General features: G+C 69.9%; 22 protein-coding genes and 3 pseudogenes. 14 read left to right on the top strand and 11 right to left on the bottom strand.

The features are described 5' to 3' along the window. The first annotated feature begins 293 nt into the window (after positions 1–293). The gene (locus tag ABZO31_RS01935) at positions 294–1,487 is read left to right on the top strand and encodes a PQQ-binding-like beta-propeller repeat protein (RefSeq protein ID WP_406859063.1); all 1,194 of its coding nucleotides are present in this window, start codon (positions 294–296) and stop codon (positions 1,485–1,487) included. A gap of 97 nt (positions 1,488–1,584) precedes the next feature. Here ABZO31_RS01935 and ABZO31_RS01930 read toward each other — a convergent pair whose 3' ends face one another. The 3 genes and pseudogenes from ABZO31_RS01930 to ABZO31_RS01920 all read right to left on the bottom strand — a co-directional run. Then, entirely contained in the window at positions 1,585–1,869 is a 285-nt protein-coding gene (locus tag ABZO31_RS01930; RefSeq protein ID WP_406859062.1) for a hypothetical protein, read from the bottom strand. A gap of 70 nt (positions 1,870–1,939) precedes the next feature. Beyond that, positions 1,940–2,716 (bottom strand): hypothetical protein, encoded by a 777-nt coding sequence (locus tag ABZO31_RS01925; protein ID WP_406859061.1) that lies wholly within the window; start codon positions 2,714–2,716, stop codon positions 1,940–1,942. 43 nt (positions 2,717–2,759) lie between these two features. Further along, positions 2,760–4,039, bottom strand: a pseudogene (locus tag ABZO31_RS01920) (ISL3 family transposase); the annotation flags it as partial. A 118-nt stretch (positions 4,040–4,157) separates the two neighbouring features. Between ABZO31_RS01920 and ABZO31_RS01915 the strand changes: the two are divergent. The 6 genes from ABZO31_RS01915 to ABZO31_RS01890 all read left to right on the top strand — a co-directional run bounded on the left by ABZO31_RS01915 (position 4,158) and on the right by ABZO31_RS01890 (position 8,475). After that, positions 4,158–4,547: a hypothetical protein gene (locus ABZO31_RS01915; protein WP_406859060.1), complete on the top strand. Its 390-nt coding sequence runs from the start codon at positions 4,158–4,160 to the stop codon at positions 4,545–4,547. 88 nt (positions 4,548–4,635) lie between these two features. Next, positions 4,636–5,115, top strand: a complete 480-nt coding sequence (locus ABZO31_RS01910; RefSeq protein ID WP_406859059.1) for an HIT family protein — start codon at positions 4,636–4,638, stop codon at positions 5,113–5,115. Between the two features lie 163 nt (positions 5,116–5,278). Continuing rightward, the gene (locus ABZO31_RS01905) at positions 5,279–5,989 is read left to right on the top strand and encodes a hypothetical protein (protein WP_406859058.1); all 711 of its coding nucleotides are present in this window, start codon (positions 5,279–5,281) and stop codon (positions 5,987–5,989) included. A 203-nt stretch (positions 5,990–6,192) separates the two neighbouring features. Continuing rightward, a complete protein-coding gene (locus tag ABZO31_RS01900) occupies positions 6,193–6,939 on the top strand; it encodes a VOC family protein (protein WP_406859057.1) in 747 nt (248 codons plus the stop codon). A gap of 79 nt (positions 6,940–7,018) precedes the next feature. Further along, on the top strand, positions 7,019–7,615 hold the full coding sequence (locus ABZO31_RS01895; RefSeq protein WP_406859056.1) for a TetR/AcrR family transcriptional regulator: 597 nt from the start codon (positions 7,019–7,021) through the stop codon (positions 7,613–7,615). Further along, entirely contained in the window at positions 7,612–8,475 is an 864-nt protein-coding gene (locus tag ABZO31_RS01890; protein ID WP_406859055.1) for an alpha/beta fold hydrolase, read from the top strand. Before ABZO31_RS01895 ends, ABZO31_RS01890 begins: the two co-directional genes overlap by 4 nt. 19 nt (positions 8,476–8,494) lie before the next feature. Here ABZO31_RS01890 and ABZO31_RS01885 read toward each other — a convergent pair. From ABZO31_RS01885 to ABZO31_RS01875, 3 genes and pseudogenes are all read right to left on the bottom strand, one after another. After that, a pseudogene (locus tag ABZO31_RS01885) lies at positions 8,495–8,746 on the bottom strand (antibiotic acetyltransferase); the annotation flags it as partial. An 87-nt stretch (positions 8,747–8,833) separates the two neighbouring features. Beyond that, a complete protein-coding gene (locus ABZO31_RS01880) occupies positions 8,834–9,529 on the bottom strand; it encodes a sigma factor-like helix-turn-helix DNA-binding protein (RefSeq protein ID WP_406859054.1) in 696 nt (231 codons plus the stop codon). A gap of 90 nt (positions 9,530–9,619) precedes the next feature. Then, positions 9,620–10,021, bottom strand: coding sequence for a DUF2637 domain-containing protein (locus ABZO31_RS01875; RefSeq protein WP_406859053.1), 402 nt, complete (start codon positions 10,019–10,021; stop codon positions 9,620–9,622). A gap of 682 nt (positions 10,022–10,703) precedes the next feature. Here ABZO31_RS01875 and ABZO31_RS01870 point away from each other — a divergent pair. Then, entirely contained in the window at positions 10,704–11,087 is a 384-nt protein-coding gene (locus tag ABZO31_RS01870) for a VOC family protein (protein WP_406859052.1), read from the top strand. 24 nt (positions 11,088–11,111) lie between these two features. Here the strand turns inward: ABZO31_RS01870 and ABZO31_RS01865 are convergent, their stop codons facing one another. From ABZO31_RS01865 to ABZO31_RS01855, 3 genes are all read right to left on the bottom strand, one after another. Beyond that, positions 11,112–11,561, bottom strand: a complete 450-nt coding sequence (locus ABZO31_RS01865) for a hypothetical protein (protein ID WP_406859051.1) — start codon at positions 11,559–11,561, stop codon at positions 11,112–11,114. A 102-nt stretch (positions 11,562–11,663) separates the two neighbouring features. Next, positions 11,664–12,431 carry a VOC family protein gene (locus tag ABZO31_RS01860; RefSeq protein WP_406859050.1) on the bottom strand — a complete coding sequence of 256 codons (768 nt, stop codon included), beginning with the start codon at positions 12,429–12,431 and terminating at the stop codon, positions 11,664–11,666. A 138-nt stretch (positions 12,432–12,569) separates the two neighbouring features. Further along, a complete protein-coding gene (locus tag ABZO31_RS01855) occupies positions 12,570–13,046 on the bottom strand; it encodes a MarR family winged helix-turn-helix transcriptional regulator (RefSeq protein ID WP_406859049.1) in 477 nt (158 codons plus the stop codon). Positions 13,047–13,249: 203 nt separating this feature from the next. On the opposite strand from ABZO31_RS01855, the gene ABZO31_RS01850 reads away from it, so the two are divergent. The 4 genes from ABZO31_RS01850 to ABZO31_RS01835 all read left to right on the top strand — a co-directional run bounded on the left by ABZO31_RS01850 (position 13,250) and on the right by ABZO31_RS01835 (position 15,757). After that, positions 13,250–14,344 (top strand): epoxide hydrolase family protein, encoded by a 1,095-nt coding sequence (locus tag ABZO31_RS01850; RefSeq protein WP_406865234.1) that lies wholly within the window; start codon positions 13,250–13,252, stop codon positions 14,342–14,344. A gap of 233 nt (positions 14,345–14,577) precedes the next feature. After that, positions 14,578–14,916, top strand: a complete 339-nt coding sequence (locus tag ABZO31_RS01845; RefSeq protein ID WP_406859048.1) for a hypothetical protein — start codon at positions 14,578–14,580, stop codon at positions 14,914–14,916. A gap of 123 nt (positions 14,917–15,039) precedes the next feature. Beyond that, on the top strand, positions 15,040–15,285 hold the full coding sequence (locus tag ABZO31_RS01840) for a DUF2283 domain-containing protein (protein ID WP_406859047.1): 246 nt from the start codon (positions 15,040–15,042) through the stop codon (positions 15,283–15,285). 43 nt (positions 15,286–15,328) lie between these two features. Beyond that, on the top strand, positions 15,329–15,757 hold the full coding sequence (locus ABZO31_RS01835) for a YunG family protein (RefSeq protein ID WP_406859046.1): 429 nt from the start codon (positions 15,329–15,331) through the stop codon (positions 15,755–15,757). A 39-nt stretch (positions 15,758–15,796) separates the two neighbouring features. On the opposite strand, the pseudogene ABZO31_RS01830 reads toward ABZO31_RS01835, so the two are convergent. Then, positions 15,797–15,976: pseudogene (locus tag ABZO31_RS01830) on the bottom strand (hypothetical protein); the annotation flags it as partial. Between the two features lie 105 nt (positions 15,977–16,081). On the opposite strand from ABZO31_RS01830, the gene ABZO31_RS01825 reads away from it, so the two are divergent. Both ABZO31_RS01825 and ABZO31_RS01820 read left to right on the top strand, forming a co-directional pair. Further along, positions 16,082–16,588 (top strand): DinB family protein, encoded by a 507-nt coding sequence (locus ABZO31_RS01825; RefSeq protein WP_406859045.1) that lies wholly within the window; start codon positions 16,082–16,084, stop codon positions 16,586–16,588. 6 nt (positions 16,589–16,594) lie between these two features. Continuing rightward, positions 16,595–17,119: a GNAT family N-acetyltransferase gene (locus tag ABZO31_RS01820; RefSeq protein WP_406859044.1), complete on the top strand. Its 525-nt coding sequence runs from the start codon at positions 16,595–16,597 to the stop codon at positions 17,117–17,119. A gap of 28 nt (positions 17,120–17,147) precedes the next feature. Here the strand turns inward: ABZO31_RS01820 and ABZO31_RS01815 are convergent, their stop codons facing one another. Then, positions 17,148–17,732 (bottom strand): TetR/AcrR family transcriptional regulator, encoded by a 585-nt coding sequence (locus tag ABZO31_RS01815; RefSeq protein ID WP_406859043.1) that lies wholly within the window; start codon positions 17,730–17,732, stop codon positions 17,148–17,150. Positions 17,733–17,755: the final 23 nt, after the last annotated feature.

The raw sequence follows: 17,755 nt of genomic DNA, 5'->3' as shown, positions 1-17,755 counted from the left end.
TTGGTTCTCGGGATCTGGCTCAACTTCTGTGGAGCGGTGACGAGCCGTCACGGCTACGGACGAGAGCTGTGTGAGCGATCACGTCTCCCCTAGTCTGACGGGGCACGGGCCTTGATCGTTTCGAGCCAGGGGTGGGGATCCGTATGGCAGCGCGCACGACCGGCGACACGAGACCGGGACGGGAGCGGTGGCTTTCGTCCCGCGAGGGAACGCGGCGGCTCCGCCCCCTGGTCGCAGCCGTTGCCGCGCTGGTCGTCGGCCTCACTGCGGGCTGCTCCGCCTCAGGGGGCTCGATGCGCGTTGTCTGGGATGCGCCCGTCGACGACAATGCCCGGGACTACGGCAACGGTGCCTGGCTCGTCGACGACACGCTCGTCCGCAGTCGGTACGACGCCGTCACCGCTTTCGACGCCCGGTCGGGCGACCGGCGCTGGGAGTACGCACCGCCTGGTCAGGACCATGTGTGCGCGGTCTCGCGTCGTACGGCCGGTTCCGTCGTCCTGCTGGCGCGGGGGGACCGTGGTCCGGGCGGTCAGGGCTGTGCGACCGTCGCCGCGCTGGACCTCACGACCGGCCGTGAGCTGTGGCACGTACGGCGCGCCCCGGCTGACCTCACGGAGTCGCTCACCGACATGGTCGCCGCCGGGGGCGGGCTCGCCGTACTGCGGGACGGCGATGACCGATGGGTCCTCGAGACGATCCGGCCTGCTGTTCAAGGATCTGAGGCTCTGCGCGCTTTCGACCTGCTGACAGGCGCCCCACGCTGGAAGGCAGCGGTCCCGGCGGGCTGTGTGCCAGAGCGGGTCGCCGCCGGCGAGCGACAGGTCCTCGCGGTGCTCACCTGCGGCCGCACTGAACTGCAGCTGGCCGCGTTCGACAAGGCCGACGGGAAGGCACAATGGTCCGCGCCGCTCGGCGGCCGCCCGACTCCGGGCACGGACGCGGAGGTGACGCTGCTGTCGACCGATCCCGTGATCGTGCAGGTCGGCGGGACCGTGCAAGGCGGCCTGCCGGGCGCATACCTCGCCTTCGACGAGGACGGGACGCCCCTGAGCCGGATCGAGTCCACCGGTGGTCACGGCACGATCCAGTCGCACAGGCCCGGGGTTGTGGCGGTCGCGGACGGGCGGCTCTACACCGCCGCCGAGACCAAGCGCGGTAAGGAGTACGTGAACCGGGTGGTCGCCTTCGACCTTCTGAAGGGCACCGAAGTATGGCGGAGCGACCTGGCCTCCGGACGTGGCTTCCTCGCACTCGAAGCGGCCGACGGTCGAGTGACCGCCCTCGTCCGCATGCTCGCACGCAGGCATGACGACACGGACGAACTGCTGGTCCTCGACGCAGCCACCGGCAACGAACAGGACACCGGCGCCGACATCGACCACAAGGCGGGCGAACTCGCGGACCTGCTCATCCACCAGGACCTGGTGGTCCTAGTGCGGTGGGGCTGGGGCGTGCGGCCCTTCTCGGTGTACGAGCGCGAATGACGTCTGGGACATCAGGCCACAAGGACGCGCTTAGACCGTGTCCTATGTGGTGAGGCGGTCGGTCGGGCTGGTTATGGGGCGGGGTGTGTGGAATTGGTTAGAGCACCGTGAGTGACACGAAGTCGAGCAGGTCGGCGAGCGCCATCAGGCCGAGGGCCACGCCACATCCCAGGAGAGGAAGGACGACGGTGAGTAGGAAGGCCAGCCCGATGGTGAACTGCGCGGCATTGCGGCGTTGCAGTTGGTTGACGCCCGGGTTTCGCGGATCGTAGATGATCTCCTCCTCGTCGCGGCCCCCGTTCGTACCCCGGTACGCGCACAGGGCCCCTTCTGCGTCCGTGAACAGGTAGACGTACGAAGCGTCGGGATCTCCCGTGTCCACGGAACCCGAGCTTTTCCGCTGCCCGTCGACCCGTGATCCCGCGCACGGCCAGGATCCAGCCCTCTGCGTGTCAGAACGGCGGATCTTCGGTGCCGCCGCCTGGCCCGTGGTTTGCCAACCAGTCGTCAAAATCGGCCAGGCCCGCTTGCAATTCACGGGATGCAATGTCGTTGGCGTTTTCCAGGTCACTGGTGTCGTGGCCCCAGGCGTTGAGCGCATTCAGGGCACAGTCGCGGTGGTAGCGGTTGGTGCTGGTGGTCAGCAGGTGACGGGCGTGTTCGACCAGCTCGGCCCGGTGTGTAGTGAGCCTGGGGTCCTCTGCGAGGGGGATGGCTGCGACGAGGGCCTCATCGCGTACTTTCGCATTGTCATGGCCGAGGAACGGCTGAACTGCGGAGTAGATAGCCGGGCGCAGGCTCCGAAAGGCGCGCGTGTCCGGGCATGCTTGGAGAAAACCTTCGCCGAAAAGGTACTCGGCGTCGTAGGCAGTGGCGCCGAGCCTGTTCAGTAGCGACGCGCGGGTGGGATGGCGTGATGGCACGTCAGCGTCGTGGTCGAGGTCGCCCACTTCGGTGGCCGGATGGTTGAGGATGGCTGCGAAGTACAAGGCCACCGGCACGGTGGCTTCGTAGATGGTGTTCTGGTGGTCCACCTCATCGCTCACGTCCTTGACGGCGGCTGCCCTGACGGCCGGGTTGGGGTCGAGGAGACGTGCCAGGGCCGCCGGCAGTGATTCGCCCGTCCCGTAGGGGGTGGCGAGCGATGCCCAGTCTGTACCCTCGAGAAGCTCCTGATAGTGAGGCAGCCTGTCGAGATAGTGCTTTATCCAGCTGACGCGGTTGGTCACAGGTCGAGGCTATAGCGTCGCTACGAGAGCGTTGTGCGTGGTGTCATCCACTGAGCAGGAGACGCTTCCGTAGGAGATCGAACCAGGCGCGGCCGAACATCTGGCGCTTGAGCATCTTGATCCGGTTGACGTGGCCTTCGACGCCGGAGTTCCAGGGGAGGGTGAATCCTGCGATGACGGCGGCGCGGTCGCGGTCGATGCCGGCGGCGAGGGTGTGGAGACTGGGCAGGTCGTCCTGGCGGACGGCGTCGAGCCATTCCGGGAGCCGCTCGCCCCGGCGCTCGGTGAGCATGGCGGCGAAGGAGCGGACGTGCCGGGTCAGGGCGTCGAGCTCGGGGCAGTGGGCCAGTACGGTCTTGAGGTGAAGCTACTCGGCCTCGGATAGCGCCGTGGGCCGCCGGAGGATCCAGCCGGCGACGGTGCGGGGCGACGGCGCCCGGGCGGTCACCGGCCGGGGCGGGGTCCGTTTCTGCCGCAGGTAGGCGCTGACGCGCTGGTAGCTGCCCTCGTAACCGAGCGGGACGATCTCCCCCCAGAGCTTCCAGGCGTCGGTGCAGCCCTCGTTCCAGCAGCCGTCGAGGTAGGGCTTTACTCGTCCAGGACCGACGGGCGGTCCTGCCACTGGCCCCGGAAGAGCTCCTCCGGGTTCGGAGCGTCAGCCAGGGCCTTGACCGTGCGGCAGGTCATGCCGAGCTGCCGCTGGACGGCGCGCCTGCTGTGCCCCGCGGCCAGCAGGGCGTGTACCTCGGCGTGCCGGGCCCGGGTCCGGTCGGCGAACCGGAAGCCCGTCGGCCAGGGCTGGTCCACGTTCTCCTCCCGGCCTGCGGGCTCTACGATAACGGCCGGACTGAGCACCGGAGTTGCGGTGCGCAGGCACTGTCGGTGGAGGGCGACGGCCCGTTCGGCCGCTTCGCTGAGCTTGCGCCACAGGTGCCGGCGGTCCGCGACCTGGACCGCCTGCGGCGCACCGGTGGTGGCGCCCTCGGCGAAGACCGGCGCACGGTCACGGCAGACGACCTCGACACCCGGCCGCGCGGCCAACCAGGCCGCCAGACTCGACGCCTCCCGATCGGGCAGCAGGTCCACCGGCCGACGCGTCTCGGCGTCGACCAGCACCGTCCCGTAGGCGCGGCCCTTCCGCATCGCGTACCCGTCGACGCCCACCACTCTCGGGGCCGGCGGATTAGGTTCGGGAAGCTCCTCGACCAGCCGCAGCACCGTACTCCGGCTCACCGACACCCCGAACACCCCGGCCAGCCGGGCACCGGCCCGCTCGGCCATCGCCAACCCGACCGCGGCGAGCGTCGCCCGCAATTGTTCCGTCCACCCCCTCGCCCTACCGGCGGCGCGCGGCTGGGCAGGGGAGGACAGCCCATGGCTCGCTGCGCTGGGTGCCGACGTCCTGGCCGAGCATCCCGGCCCCGAGACCTTGCCGGGACTCGTGGACGAACTCGTCGAACAGTGGTCGGCGCGGGCCTGGTGCGGCCCTGACCAGACGGCCCGGCGCCTGGCCCGGTTCGGAGCTGCCGCTGCCCGGGCGGTGCCCTACCTGCGGCTCCTCTGGCTGCACACCCCGCACTCGTACGAGCGGGCCGCGTACTTGGAGGCACTCGCCGCCATCGGCGCGGACGGCCTGGAGCACATGTACGCCGAGGCCCTGTGGGACTGCGAGGAAGCTACGCGGCTGCAGGGGATCGCCTCGGCACCCGCGAGCCCGGAGATCCTGGGACGGATCGCGGTACTGCGCGACGACCCGATGGAGGCGACCGAGGTGAGAGCTGCGGCCCGCGCGCGGCTGTCGGCAGCCGAGTTGCGGCCCGAGGACGGCTGATGGCACATCAGGGTCTCGAACAGGACTAACGGGAGCAGGAAGCCGCCGCGAAGAGCAGCTCGTGATCGCCTGCGGCTAGTTTCGGTCCATGACTGGTGACTGGCGGATGGACCGGATCGGGGCTGCTCTGCGGGGCGAGAACCCGACCGTGCTGCGGCGGCTCGATTCGGGATTTGCGGTGATCGGCGACGTTCAGTTCCTGCCGGGCTACTCGGTTCTCCTCGTGGACGAACCGAACGTGCAGCGGCTGTCCGACCTGCCGCGGGCCACGCGGCTGTCATTCCTGTCCGACATGGACCGACTCGGAGAAGCGGTCGAGCGGGCCTGTCGGCGGTTGGACCCTGATTTCCGACGCGTCAACCTGGAGATCCTGGGAAACACTGATCCGTTCCTGCATGCCCATGTCTGGCCGCGCTTCGCATGGGAGCCGGTCGAGCTGGTGGGCAAGCCGGTGTGGCTGTATCCGCGTGAGCGGTGGAGTGACGAGCGGTTCAGGCTCGGTCCGCAGCACGATGTGCTGAGGGATGCGATCGGCTGCGAACTGGACCGGTTGCGCTCGATGGACTGACGCGGGCCCCCGCCGACCGTCAGGTCAGTGAGCCCGGGGAGGGCCGGGCGGTTTCCGGGGCCGGCAGAAGCGCGGCGCTGGTGGCCGGTTGCCGGGAAAGCGGACAAGGCACCGCTCGACTCTGACCGGAGGCCGTGTCAGTGGCGCCGTGCAGAATGCGTCCATGAATCACGACTATCGATCCGGTGACGTGCTGAAGCTGGAGTGCCCTTTCGCCGAGGCCACCGTCACCGGGGTCACCCGCTTCTACGTGTCCGTACGATGGCCGTGGTTGAAGGTCGATCCGCAGGCCGAGGCGTTCGGGTGGAACGGCCAGCGGGCGCTGCCGATGCCCAACGCCCGCGAGTGGGAGATCTTCCGGACGGAACCGGTGGAGACCGTACTGGAACCCGGTGACACCTGCCAGGTCGGAGTCCCCGCGACCGTGGTGCACGTCCAGGCGATCCATCACTTCGATCCGCCCCTCGTCACCGGCCTGCTGCCGAGGCCCGCGTCCTACGTCGAGGTCCTGCAGCAGGGCGAGACCTATGACCCCGATCTTGAGGACCAGGGCTACACGATCGACCCGGACGGCGGGGAACCGATAGGCATCGAGCTGCTCTTCCGTCCGTACGCCTTCCTCGAACCGGGTGATGAGGTCGCCGACCGGAACGGGCGCGCCTGGCGGTTCGACGCGGCCTGGGACTGGTACGCCTTCGACGGTGAGCAGTCGGGCTCCCCGGCCTGGCCGTTGGCGCTGGTCTTTCGCCGAGGTGAACCGTCCCCGGAGGAAGCTGCAGCGGTCGCCCGGGCGACGGCAGCCGGCAGTCACGCCGACGAACTGGAGCGGTGGACCGAACTGACGCTTGCGCGACCCACCGCCCACCAGCGGTGAGGCTCATGCGGCCTGGTTGGATCGGCGTATGACGGATTGGCTACGACTCCTTGAGTGATGGGGAGAGGGTTCCACTTCGTCCGGCGGAGGCCGCAGAGCTGGAGGGTCGCGAAACGCCTGCAACGACCGGACCCTCGCTGACGGACAGCACCTCCTGGCGCCTTGAGCCGTTGCTGGGCGAGCGCGTGCGTAGGATCGCCGCCATGGCTCTGCGACCTGTCATGGTGAACGTCAAGGCTGTTGACGCTGCGGCGGTCGGTCGGTTCTGGGCGGAGGCGCTCGGCTGGACTGCGTACAGCGCCGGAGTGACCACCTACGTCGGGCCGGGCGGCGGCCTCGTCTGGCCGGATCCGGTCGTCCTCGGCATCGACGTCGTTCCCGTCCCGGAACCCAAGACGGCGACCAAGAACCGGGTACACCTCGATCTCGCCACCACCTCCGCGACCCACCAGGCGGAGTTGCTCGCACGACTGAAGGCTCTCGGCGCGACGCCCGTCGACGTCGGCCAGGGCGAGGCGCCGTGGACGGTCCTCGCCGACCCGGAGGGCAACGAGTTCTGCGTGCTGGAGCCTCGGGACGTGTACCGGGACACCGGGCCGATCGCCGCGGTGGTGGTCGACTGCACGGAACCGCGGGTCATGGCCCGGTTCTGGGGCGGGGCCGTGGACTGGACCCTGCATGAGGTGACTGACGATCACGCGGTGCTGCGCTCCGCCCAGGGAGCCGGCCCGTATCTCGAGTTCCTGCGCACGCCCGACGCGAAGACCGTTCCGGACCGCGTCCACCTCGACCTGCTGCCGTACCCCGGTGACGACAAGGCGGCGGAGGTGGACCGCCTGCGGGGCCTTGGTGCGACCGACCTCGACGTCGGCCAGGCCGCCGACGACGTCTCGTGGACGTGCCTGGCCGACCCGGAGGGGCATGAGTTCTGCGTCCTCGATCCGTCCTGACAGGGGATTCCGAGGTGCGTGCCTAGGGGTCTTAGGTTTAACCTAGGGTTCCTAGGGTTCCTAGGTGGGGAGGTGGCGCATGGCGCGCGCTGGGCTGACGGCGGAACGGGTGACCCTCGCAGGAGCCGAGTTGGCGGACGAGGTCGGGCTCGATCGGGTGACGATGTCGCAGGTGGCGCGGCGGCTGGGCGTGAAGGACGCGAGCCTCTACTCGCACGTACGCAACCTTGAGGATCTGCGCGGGCGGATTGCGCTGCTGGCGGCGGACGAGAAGACACTCCGCATCGCGGAGGCGATCGCCGGTCGGGCGGGCAAGGAGGCCCTGGCCGCGTTCGCGGACGCCTGGCGGGAGTACGCCCACCAGTACCCGGGGCGCTACGCCGCGACGCAGGCCGCGATCCGGATCGATCCCGAGCTGGCCGCGGACGCGCCTGGACCGCGGCGAGCGGTGGAGCTGACCTACGGAATGCTGCGCGGTTACGGACTGGCCGAGCCCGACCTGACCGACGCGGTACGGCTGCTGCGCAGCACGTTCCACGGGTTCGTCGCCTTGGAGGCCTCAGGAGGGTTCGCGGCCGGGCGCGCGCCGCAGCAGTCCTGGGTTCGCGCGCTCCACGCCCTCCACGCCCTCCTCGAGCACTGGCCCGCTTCCCGCGACGAAGGAGTCTCCGCATGACCGCCCCGAGCACGGGCACCCTGCGCGTCCACGGCGCGACCCTGCACTACGACGTACGCGGCCAGGGGCCGCTCCTGCTGCTGATCCCCGGAGGGGCGGGCGGCGCCGCCTCCTTCGACGGCATCGCCGACGACCTGGCCGCCGAGTACACCGTCGCGACCTACGACCCGCGTGGCATGTCCCGCAGCACGCTGGACGACCCCGAGGCCGAACAGCGAGTCGCCGAGCACGCCGATGACGCCTTGCGCCTACTGGAACGACTCACCCCCGGTGAGCCCGCCCGCGTGTTCGGCGTCAGCTCCGGCGCGATCGTCGCCCTGCACCTGCTCAGCGCCCACCCCGAACGCGTGGAACGCGTCGTGGCGCACGAGCCGCCGGTGGTGGAGGTGCTGCCGGACGCGGTTGAGCATCGCGCGTTCCTCGCACACGTACAGGAGACCTTCCGTGCGGAGGGGCTCATGCCGGCGATGGCCGTGTTCGCCGCAGGTCTGCGGAAGGACGAGGCCGAGGCGGCTGCGGAGCCCAGGCGAGAGGCCGAGAGCGAAATCGAGCTGCCTCCGCAGGCGGCGGCGCGGAGGGAGCAGACGATGGCCAATCTGCCGTACTTCGTCGGCCGTATCGTGCCCCGCTTCATGTCGTACACGCCTGACGTCCAGCGGTTGCAAACGGAAGCCCTGGCCGATCGGCTCGTGCTCGCCGGCGGGCAGGACTCGCGCGGTGAGCTCCCGTACCGCCCGGCTGCCTTCTTGGCCGAGCGCTTCGGTACGGATCTGGTGCACTTCCCCGGCGGGCACACCGGCCTGACCACGCACCCGGCCGAGTTCGGCGCGCTGCTACGGAAGGTCCTTTGCACCGCCTGAAGCCAAGGGTCGGGCGGCGTTACGCAGACGGGGTGTGCGGAGCGGCGGCCTCCAGGTCGGCGATGGGGCCCGACATGATCGTGCGTACGTGATCGGTGATGTGCTCCGCGGGCCGGTCCCACCCTGCCACCGCGAGCAGCCGAGCGACGTCCTCCTTGCTGTACCGGGTACGGATGAGCCGCGCCGGGTTGCCGCCGACGATCCCGTAGTCGGGTACGTCGGTGGTGACCACGGCGCCGGACCCGATGATCGCGCCGTGCCCGATCCGCACGAGGGACCGCACCCCCGTGCCCAGCGCGCTGCGGTGTGTTGCTGTGTTCTTGCGGCGCGAATTCCGGTCTGGTGCCGACTGGCTGTCTCAGGGGTCTGGGGTCATGGCCACCGTGACAGCGATGAGAGCGATGAGGACCGCCGTTGCTGCCAGCACCGCACGGGTGAGGGCGCGTGCGCGGCGTTCGCTGGCGGCGCGGACGGACCAGGGCTGGGCGAGGGTGGCGGCCGATGCGTCCTTGACGCGTGCTCTGAGGGCGTGGCAGGCGGCGTTCGTGTGGGTGTCGGTTTCGGCGCGGGTGCGGGTGTCGGGGTCCGTCCCCGGCATCTGCCGGCTGATGGTGGCGCGGGCGTGCCGCAGCCGGCCGGCGGTGGCGGCGGTGGTCGCCTGCGTTTCGGCGGCGGCTTCCTCGATGCTGAGGTCGAGGCCGTCGCACAGCAGCGCCACCCGGCGTTGCCAGGGAGGGAGTTCCTGGAGGGCGCGTACGACGGGGTCGGCGGGCAGGGAAGCCGGGCGGTAGAGGCCGGGGCGCAGCCGGTGCCAGGGGGAGAGGGCGTACTCGTGGCTGCGCGCCCGCACCCATGCCACGGGGTCGGGGTCGCGTGCGACCTCGGGCCAGTGTTCCCAGGCGCGGTGGAAGGCCTGCTCGGCGGACTCGAAGGCGAGGCGACGGCATCCGGTCAGTACGTAGGCCTGCTGGGTGAGGCCGGGGACGGTGGAGACGTAGAGCGCGTCGAAGGCCGATTCGGGGGTCAGGGGCGGCTGGTCTGTGGTGTGGTGCATGCGGTGTGTCCCTGGGGGAGAAGCGGTCAGGTCACGTGAGGTGGGGGAGGGCGCTGCGCTGCGGCGAATGGTTTCTTCTGGGCGGCGCCGCTACGCGTGAGCCCCTTTGCGGGCTCGGTGCTTGGGGGAGAACTGGCCGACGAGTTCCCAGAAGCACACCAGCGCGGTGACGGGCGGGATCCCGAGCGTCACGAGCGCCAGCACCGAATGGGGTGCGTGACTGACGCACAGGGCCACGGCCATCGCCGAGGTCAGCAGGAGGACGCCCCAGGAGCGAAGCGCGGTCCGTTGGCGCACAGCCGCCCGGAGGATCGACAGCGCGGCGACGAACCAGGGGCCGTACACCATGAGCGGCCACCACGGGGCCAGCCTCGCGGGCAGGACGAACTCGGCGATCGTGCGGAGTTGGCCGTAGGAGTACGTGATGGACCAGCCCAGCAGGGATGCGGCACAGACCGCGACGGCGGCGAACAGTACCGTGACATGCGTCATGCTCCGGTCGGCCAGAGACCCTTGCGGCTGCTTCGTGTGTCGCATGCGCCTGCGGTCGCCCCTCGACGGCGACGGTGACGGTGACGGCGGCTCCGGCGGTCGCTCCTCGGGCGCGGCGGGCGGCTTCGTGCCCGGTGCCGCGGCGAACCGGCTCTCGTTGTCGCTGTACCAGGTCATCAGGGTTCCCTCGTGCTGCCGGCGCGCATCTTCCTGAGCGCGGAACCCGGATGGCAGCGACGGTGCGGGTCGTTGTCGGCATGCCTGGCACATGTCGCCCGCAGACGTTCAGTCCTCATCGTCCTTGTCTCGTTCGGTAACTCTCCGACGGGCTGGGAAGGCTCCCCATGTCGATCGGGCCATACGTTCGGCCACGGCCACGGCCACGGCCACCGCCACGGCCACTCGACAGGAGAATCCTTTCGCTCAACCCGCCTGCCCGTTTAACGTCCGCATAACGAACGAGATCGGAAGGCGGGTGTCGGGCGATCGGGTGGCCGATTCACGCGAAGGAGTGACGAGGAACGCTGCATCAAACGCTTGCCCGACAGCTGGGCCCGTCCAGGGACGGGGCGACCGTCCAGAAGGCCGCGGACAAGTTGTCGGAGGTCGGTGCGAGGATGGCGGTGTGCTCTGGGAGGTGACCGGGGCGAGGACTTGGGTGGTTCGAGGGGCCGGAGGCGGTATGGGCAGGGAGATCCAGGTGACTTACGACTGCGCAGATCCGGGCGCGCAGGCCGCGTTCTGGGCGGAGGCGCTGGGCTATCGCCTTCAGCCGCCGCCGGAGGGCTTCACCGACTGGGCGGCCATTACGGACCCGGACGGCAACGGACCTCGGTTGTACTTCCAGAAGGTGCCGGAGGGGAAGACGGCGAAGAACCGCGTGCACCTGGACGTGCGCGCGGCCCCCGGCCAGACCGGGGACGAGCGCATGGCCACGCTGGAGGAGGAGGCCACCAGGCTGGGAGGGCTGGGAGCGAAGCGTCAGTACCGGCTCGAGCCCGATGGCGTGAACGAGGGGATCATCGTGATGACCGACCCTGAGGGGAACGAATTCTGTCTGGATTGAGGCGGGTTGGAGGGCAGACGGCCGCTAGACGGCGGCCGCCGTCAGCGCCAGGGCGGTGCCGATCGCGACGGCGGTGGCGGCCCAGCGCCACGCGGTCCGCGGCGCGTTCTCGTGGTGCCGGCGGATGCGGGCCATGTCCGCCACGTCCCCGACCTCGAAGCGGTCGGGGAATTGCCGGTGCTGAAGGACGGGGTACGGGCCGCCGACCCTCATCTCCGGGGTGATACGCACGGATCGTCCTCCCCGGACCGTGTCCCCACCGGGAACGTGCAACTCGAATACGGCGAAAGCTCGGACGTCTCCCGGCATCGGCTGCAAGGACACGAGGCGCGCCTGCACCACGACGCCGTCCTCCTCCAGGCTCCGGAACAGCCGTGCCTTGGCACGCTCGCTGGGCAGCACCGAAATGTAGGTGTACGCGAGGTAGAAACACCCCGCGCCGAGGAGGATGAGCACGACTCTGAGGATCTGCATGGGCGGGACCCTACGGCGGGTCGGATGTCCGCGGAACCCAGGTGCGGCCCAAGGGCCTGTGACGCGGTTGCACTACCGCGAAGGGACGGAGGGCCAGGACGGTTACCGCGGGTTGTGGGTGCTGAGTCGTGCGGTGCCGGCACTCGTCCGTACGGAGAACTCGTTGCCGTCGGGGTCGAGCATCAGTACCCGGCCGTCCTGGCCCTCGAGTTGGTCGGCGTTCGTGTCGGTGTGCGTTGCGCCCAGTGAGATCAGGCGGGCTGCTTCCGTCTCCCAGTCGGTGGCGGCGGGGAGGGTCAGTTCGAAGAAGAGTCTGTTGGTGCCGGACTTCGGGGCCACCGGAGGGCCGCCCCACGTGATCTTCGTGCCGCCGTTCGGTGACTGGATCGCCGTCTCCTGGTCCTGGTCCCAGACCAGCGGCCACCCCAGTGCCCGGCTCCAGAAGTAGCCGACCTCCTGCGTGCCGTCGCAGGCCAGGGCTCCGATGAAGCCGGTGTCGGCGAGGAACTTGTTGCCCGCCTCGATGACGCAGAACTCGTTGCCGTCCGGATCGGCGAGGACCACATGCCCCTCCTCCGGGAGTTGGCCCACGTCGATGTGCTTCCCGCCGAGTTCCAGCGCCCTGGCCACGGTCTGCTGCTGATCCTCCGGGGAGGTGCTCGTCAGGTCGAAGTGTGCCCGGTTCTGACCGGTCTTCGGTTCCTGGCTCGGGAGGAAGCGGATGCGGTATCCGGCGGGATCCGGGGGCAGGAGTGCCACGCCGTCGTCCGGTCCCTCGGTCTTCTCCCAGCCCAGCACCCCGGACCAGAACCGCGCCAGGTCAGACGGTCGGGTCGCGTTGAAGCAGATCGCGGACAGCTGGCTGGTCATATCCGTGTGTCTCCGTCCGGACGGCATGCGGTGCGATTCGGAGCGCCTTGACTCCCCGTCCGCGCAGCCTAGGTGGGGTGGCGCCGTGCCCGCATGCGAGTTTCCGGCGCCGGCGGGAGTCTGAGCCTGCTCCTGACGCTAGCGCGCGTCCTGCGGGCCGGGGTGTGTGGGGCGGTGGTGATCGGTCAGGACCGTGAGCAGGTGCGTGAGCTCGTCGGCCTGGTCGGGCGTGAGGGGGGCGAGGAGTTCGCGCTGGGCGTCGGCGATGAGGGCGTCGAGGCGCTCCAGGCGGCCACGGCCGGCGGGCGTGGGGGAGATGACGTTGCGGCGGCGATCGGCGGGGTCGGGTTCGCGGCGGACGTATCCGGCGTCGGAGAGCTCGTTGAGGACGGCGACCATGTCGCTGCGGTAGATGCCGGTGCGGCGACTGAGGTCGGCCTGGCTGGCGGCGCCGGCCTCGGCGAGCGCGACCAGCGTGGCGAAGTGCCACTTGTGCGCGCCCTCGGCGGCCAGCCGCTCGCTGACGAGCCGGTCGGCGGCGAGCGCGACCCCGGCCAGCAGGCGGCTGGGGATGGCACGCAGCCGGTCGGGGGTGGGTTCCGGGGTCGCGCTCATGGGGGCTCCTCGATGTCTTGCCGTGTTGTCCGGCCGTGTTCTCCGGCCGTGGTGTCCGGTCACGTTGGCCGGTCACGTTGGCCGGCCACGTTGCTCTGCTCTTGCTCTGATCCCGCACCCCTTGCGTTAGTGCCACTAACTATCTATCTTCGTTAGTGCCGCGAACGTTTGGGCTTCGAACGATTCTCCCTGGAGTGAAGACCGTGATCAAGCCGTTCCGCATCGACATCCCCCAGGCCGACCTCGACGACCTGACCGACCGCCTCTCCCGCACCCGCTGGCCCAACGAGGTCGCCGACGCCGGGTGGGACTACGGATTCCCGCTCACGCGACTGAAGGAGCTCGCCGAGCACTGGCGCACCCGCTACGACTGGCGTGCGCATGAGGCCGAGCTCAACGAACTTCCGCACTTCACCACCGAGATCGACGGCCAGAACATCCACTTCGTGCACGTCCGGTCCGCGAACCCGGACGCGCTCCCGCTGATCCTCACCCACGGCTGGCCGGGGTCGTTCCTGGAGTTCCTCGACGTGATCGAGCCGCTGTCGCGCGACTTCCATCTGGTGATTCCGTCGATCCCCGGGTACGGCTTCTCGGGGCCGACGCGCGAGCGCGGCTGGGACATCGTCCACGTCGCGCGGGCGTGGGCCGAGCTGATGCGCCGTCTCGGGTACGAGCGCTACGGCGCGCAGGGGGGCGACTTCGGGGCGGGCATCTCCCTGGCGCTCGGCGCGGTGGCGCCCGAGCGGGTCGTCGGAGTACACGTCAACTACCTGCCGACCCGGCCGGACCCGGACGCCGGCGTCGCACTGTCCGCGACGGACGAGGCCCGGCTGGACAGGGTCAGGCAGCTGATGGCGAACCGCCCGCCGTACCAGGCGCTGCAGGCCACCACCCCGCAGACCATCGGGTACGCGCTGACCGACTCGCCCGTCGGCCAACTGGCCTGGATCGCCGAGCGCTTCGCCCAGTGGACCGATCCGCGCTCGCCGATCGCCGACGAGCGGATGCTCACCGACATCTCGCTGTACTGGCTGACCGCCACCGCCGCCTCCTCGGCGCGGCTGCACCGCGAGGCGCCGCGACAGACTCTGCCATGCCCGGTGCCCGTGGGCGTGGCGGTGTTCGCGCACGACATCACGCAGTCGGTGCGACCGCTGGCCGAGCGGCTGTACGACATCAGGCACTGGTCGGAGTTCGACCGCGGCGGTCACTTCGCCGCGATGGAGGTGCCGGAACTCCTCTCCGGGGACGTCCGGGACTTCTTCCTCGCGCGGATCAAGGACGGCCGGCAATGACAAGCATCGAGGGCGACCGGCGGATTGCCCGGTGGCGTGCTGAGTAGGCTGCTCCGCCAGGGGCGTCGAGGATGGCTGGGGGATGTGTGGGCAGGCGGGGGACGCTGGGGCGCGGTGTGAGGGTCGGGCTGTTGATGGCGGGAGTGCCGAGCGTTCCATGGGCTGCACTCGCCCTTGCGGTGGCGGTCGTGGAATTCCTTACTGGAGGGGACACGCGGCTTGCCGCTCGTAACGTGCGCTACTTCGTGGCGCTCTGCGGAGGCAGCCTGGTGGCGGGTGTGCTGATGGGGCTGATCATCGGGGGAGGGCTGGCCCTCGCCTCTCTCGCCATCACCCGCACCTGGGGACTCGCGTGCGTGGGAGCTGTGCTGGGAGCGCTTTCCTTCCCGCTCGAGTTCGTGGTCGTCGGGGAGGGCACGGACGGGGCCGTTGCGATCGTGGGAACGACCTTGCTGGCATGGCCGGCGATGGCCTGGGTGGCCGCCTCGCACAGTGCCGACATCGTGGGCGTGACGCGCACGCGTCCGTGGCTCCGGAGGCCGTTCCTCGCCCAGCGGCTGACACGAGGCTGACAGCGGGGTCGGAGGCGAACTCTGTTGCGGCGCCATCCCCGTCAAGGGCATCGTCACCTGGCAAGGCCCGCGGTGCGGGCAGGAGCGGTAGCGACATCAACCACACCCAGGGAGCCGGCACACGTGGCAGACCTCAAGGTCACCTACGACAAGACCGCGAACGCGGCGTACGTGTACTTCACCGAACCGCAGGCCCGCGTGAAGGTCGCGCACATGTACCCCTGCGACCCGGTGGACGTCGACGGCATGATCAACCTCGACTTCGACGAAGACGGCCGCCTCCTCGGTATCGAGGTGCTGGCGGCCAGCTCGAAGCTGCCCGAGTACCTGCTCCGGTCCGCGGAGCGTCTGGACACAGAACGCGCGTAGGTCGGGCGGAGCGCGGCCGTCGTGCTCTGGCAGGATCACCGGCATGACACCGTTGCTTCTCGCCGACATCGAACGAGCCGTGCGCAGCAGTTGGAGTGCCGAGACCTGCACGCCTGATTTCCGCTCGCGCTGGACGAAGGACAACCCGGCTCGGGACCAGTGCGGGGTGACCGCCATGGTGCTCAACGACCTGCTGGGCGGCGAGTTGATCCGGGGCGAGGTCCATGTCGACGGAGTGCGGGTGGACTACCACTGGTGGAACCGTCTGGGGATGGGCATCGAGATCGACCTCACCCGCGAGCAGTTCGGGCCGGAGGAGATCGTCACCGGCGGCATCGTGATTCCCCGGCCGCCCGTGACCGAATGGCGCAGGCTTCGTGAGGAGTACGAACTTCTCCGCGATCGTGTCTTGGAGAAGCTCAACCGTCAGCAGCCGACGGCCCGGACTCGACCGGACCTGACCCCAGCCTGACCGGAGGCGGCCGGTAGCCGGAATCCGTGCCGTGCGGGCGGTGGTGGCGTCGGACGCGGTGAGCACCACTCGCACGATGCTGACCCCCGCGCCCGTGGCGCGCTGGAACATGCCCTCGTTCTCGGGCAGCACGCTCACGGTGTGCGTGTAGATCAGGCGGCGATACCCGAGTTCGGTGTAGTTCGACCAGAGCGCTGTCAGATTGCGCTCGCTGATCTGCTTCCGTCCCGCGCTCCCGTACGACGGACTGACGCCGCCCGGCCTCGGCGGCCTGTCGCCAAAATGCCTCGACATCCGCTGCGGTGATCGGGGAGGCTTCGCGCGATGACCAGAATCGACGACATGCCCCGCGCGTGGGACGAGCGCAGCCAGCTCACCACGTTCCTCGACTACACCCGCGGCACCGTCCGCGCCAAGTGCGACGGAGTCTCCGAGGAGAACGCCCGCAAGGCGCTCCTGCCCGGCTCCCCGCTCATGACCATGAGCGGACTGATCAACCACCTCCGCTGGGTCGAGTACTACTGGTTCCAGGTGGTCTTCCTCGGCGAGGAGGACCAGGGCCCCTGGACCGAGGACGACCCCGACCGTGAGATGCGCATCGCCGTAGACTTCCCGCTCGCGCAACTCCTCGACGAGTACGCCGAACAGAGCGCCCGCTACCGCGAACTGGTCGCCGGCCACGGCCTGGAGGCCCAGGCGAAGCGTCCGGTCCGCGACGGCACCCACGTCGATCTGCGCTGGATCCTCCTGCACCTCACCGAGGAGACGGCCCGCCACAACGGCCACCTGGACATCCTGCGCGAGCTGCTCGACGGCACGACCGGCTGCTGAGCCGACATGGTCGCCCAGGTGGTGGACCTGCGGCGGGTGAACCAGGACAGCCTGGAAGACCTTCTCGCGGTGGCCGTCGCGGATGCGGCACCCGACGAGGTCATGCCTCCCGTCGCCGGTCCGCCGGGATGGACGGCCGGACGGCAGGAGGCCTTCCGTGACTGGCACCGCGCTCGGTACGGCGGGCTTGCCGGTCCGCTCCGCGAGTCCACGTTCACGATCAGGTACGACGGGGCCGTCGTGGGGTCCGCCCGTCTGGCGCTCCGCGACGGCGATGACGTCCTCGAGACCGGGATGTGGCTCGGCCGTTCCCATCGCGGACGAGGGATCGGCACCGCCGCGCTCCGCCTCCTCCTGGCCGAAGCCGCGAGAGCCGGGGCGCGGGCGGTCGTCGCCGACACCAAGACGCACAACACGGCGGCCCTCGGCGCCTTGCGCCGTAACGGGGCCACGCTCATCGCAGGCCACGGCACGGCGGAAATCCACGCCGAGTTGAGCCCACCGTCTTCGGCGCCCACCGCGAACCAGTGAACCTGTGAACCCGTGAACCGTAAGCCACTCACCGCTGGAGTCCCCGGAGGACGAGGGCGATGAGGCGGCGGGGGTCGTAGCGGTCATCGTTGTCGTGGCCGATGCAGAGATTGCCGATGCCGCGCATCAGTTCGTACGGCTGCGTGCCCGGTCTGATGTCGCCGGCCTCGACCGCGGCGTCGAGGAGTTCGGCGCACACGGGCAGCAGGCGGTCGAGGAAGTGGGCGTGCAGGGCGGCGAAGCGGTCGTCGTCGGACTGCAGGGCGTCGGCGAGGCCGTGCTTGGTGACCAGGAAGTCGGCGAAGAGGTCGATCCACTTGCCCAGCGCGTCGAACGGACGGTCCGCGCCGGCCAGCAGGGTCGGGCCGGCCTCGGCGCATGCCTCGATCTGGTGGTGGTACACGGCGGTGACCAGGTCCGCCCGGGTCGGGAAGTGGCGGTAGATGGTGGCCATCCCGACGCCCGCCCGGGCCGCGATCCGACGGATCGGAGCGTCGACGCCGGAGGTGACGAACACCTCGGCGGCGGCGGCGAGCACCGTCTGCCGGTTGCGCTGGGCATCGGCCCGCTTGCCTCGGGGCGGTGTGTCCCCGGCAGGGCTCTCGGCGGTCATCGCGCGGTCCTTCCCATGATGGT

Origin of the sequence: Streptomyces solicamelliae, assembly GCF_045348655.1 — a bacterium.
GTDB classification, from domain to species: Bacteria; Actinomycetota; Actinomycetes; order Streptomycetales; family Streptomycetaceae; genus Streptomyces; species Streptomyces solicamelliae.
This window is presented reverse-complemented; position numbering and strand designations above follow the sequence as displayed.

Excerpts from the sequence above, each read along its gene's own strand:
- ABZO31_RS01875 (WP_406859053.1), bottom strand. The coding sequence starts at position 10,021 with ATGACGCATGTCACGGTACTGTTCGCCGCCGTCGCGGTCTGTGCCGCA.
- ABZO31_RS01820 (WP_406859044.1), top strand. The coding sequence starts at position 16,595 with ATGGTCGCCCAGGTGGTGGACCTGCGGCGGGTGAACCAGGACAGCCTG.
- ABZO31_RS01835 (WP_406859046.1), top strand. The coding sequence starts at position 15,329 with ATGACACCGTTGCTTCTCGCCGACATCGAACGAGCCGTGCGCAGCAGT.
- ABZO31_RS01865 (WP_406859051.1), bottom strand. The coding sequence starts at position 11,561 with ATGCAGATCCTCAGAGTCGTGCTCATCCTCCTCGGCGCGGGGTGTTTC.
- ABZO31_RS01825 (WP_406859045.1), top strand. The coding sequence starts at position 16,082 with ATGACCAGAATCGACGACATGCCCCGCGCGTGGGACGAGCGCAGCCAG.
- ABZO31_RS01815 (WP_406859043.1), bottom strand. The coding sequence starts at position 17,732 with ATGACCGCCGAGAGCCCTGCCGGGGACACACCGCCCCGAGGCAAGCGG.
- ABZO31_RS01910 (WP_406859059.1), top strand. The coding sequence starts at position 4,636 with ATGACTGGTGACTGGCGGATGGACCGGATCGGGGCTGCTCTGCGGGGC.
- ABZO31_RS01900 (WP_406859057.1), top strand. The coding sequence starts at position 6,193 with ATGGCTCTGCGACCTGTCATGGTGAACGTCAAGGCTGTTGACGCTGCG.
- ABZO31_RS01880 (WP_406859054.1), bottom strand. The coding sequence starts at position 9,529 with ATGCACCACACCACAGACCAGCCGCCCCTGACCCCCGAATCGGCCTTC.
- ABZO31_RS01860 (WP_406859050.1), bottom strand. The coding sequence starts at position 12,431 with ATGACCAGCCAGCTGTCCGCGATCTGCTTCAACGCGACCCGACCGTCT.
- ABZO31_RS01855 (WP_406859049.1), bottom strand. The coding sequence starts at position 13,046 with ATGAGCGCGACCCCGGAACCCACCCCCGACCGGCTGCGTGCCATCCCC.
- ABZO31_RS01870 (WP_406859052.1), top strand. The coding sequence starts at position 10,704 with ATGGGCAGGGAGATCCAGGTGACTTACGACTGCGCAGATCCGGGCGCG.
- ABZO31_RS01895 (WP_406859056.1), top strand. The coding sequence starts at position 7,019 with ATGGCGCGCGCTGGGCTGACGGCGGAACGGGTGACCCTCGCAGGAGCC.
- ABZO31_RS01890 (WP_406859055.1), top strand. The coding sequence starts at position 7,612 with ATGACCGCCCCGAGCACGGGCACCCTGCGCGTCCACGGCGCGACCCTG.
- ABZO31_RS01905 (WP_406859058.1), top strand. The coding sequence starts at position 5,279 with ATGAATCACGACTATCGATCCGGTGACGTGCTGAAGCTGGAGTGCCCT.
- ABZO31_RS01935 (WP_406859063.1), top strand. The coding sequence starts at position 294 with ATGCGCGTTGTCTGGGATGCGCCCGTCGACGACAATGCCCGGGACTAC.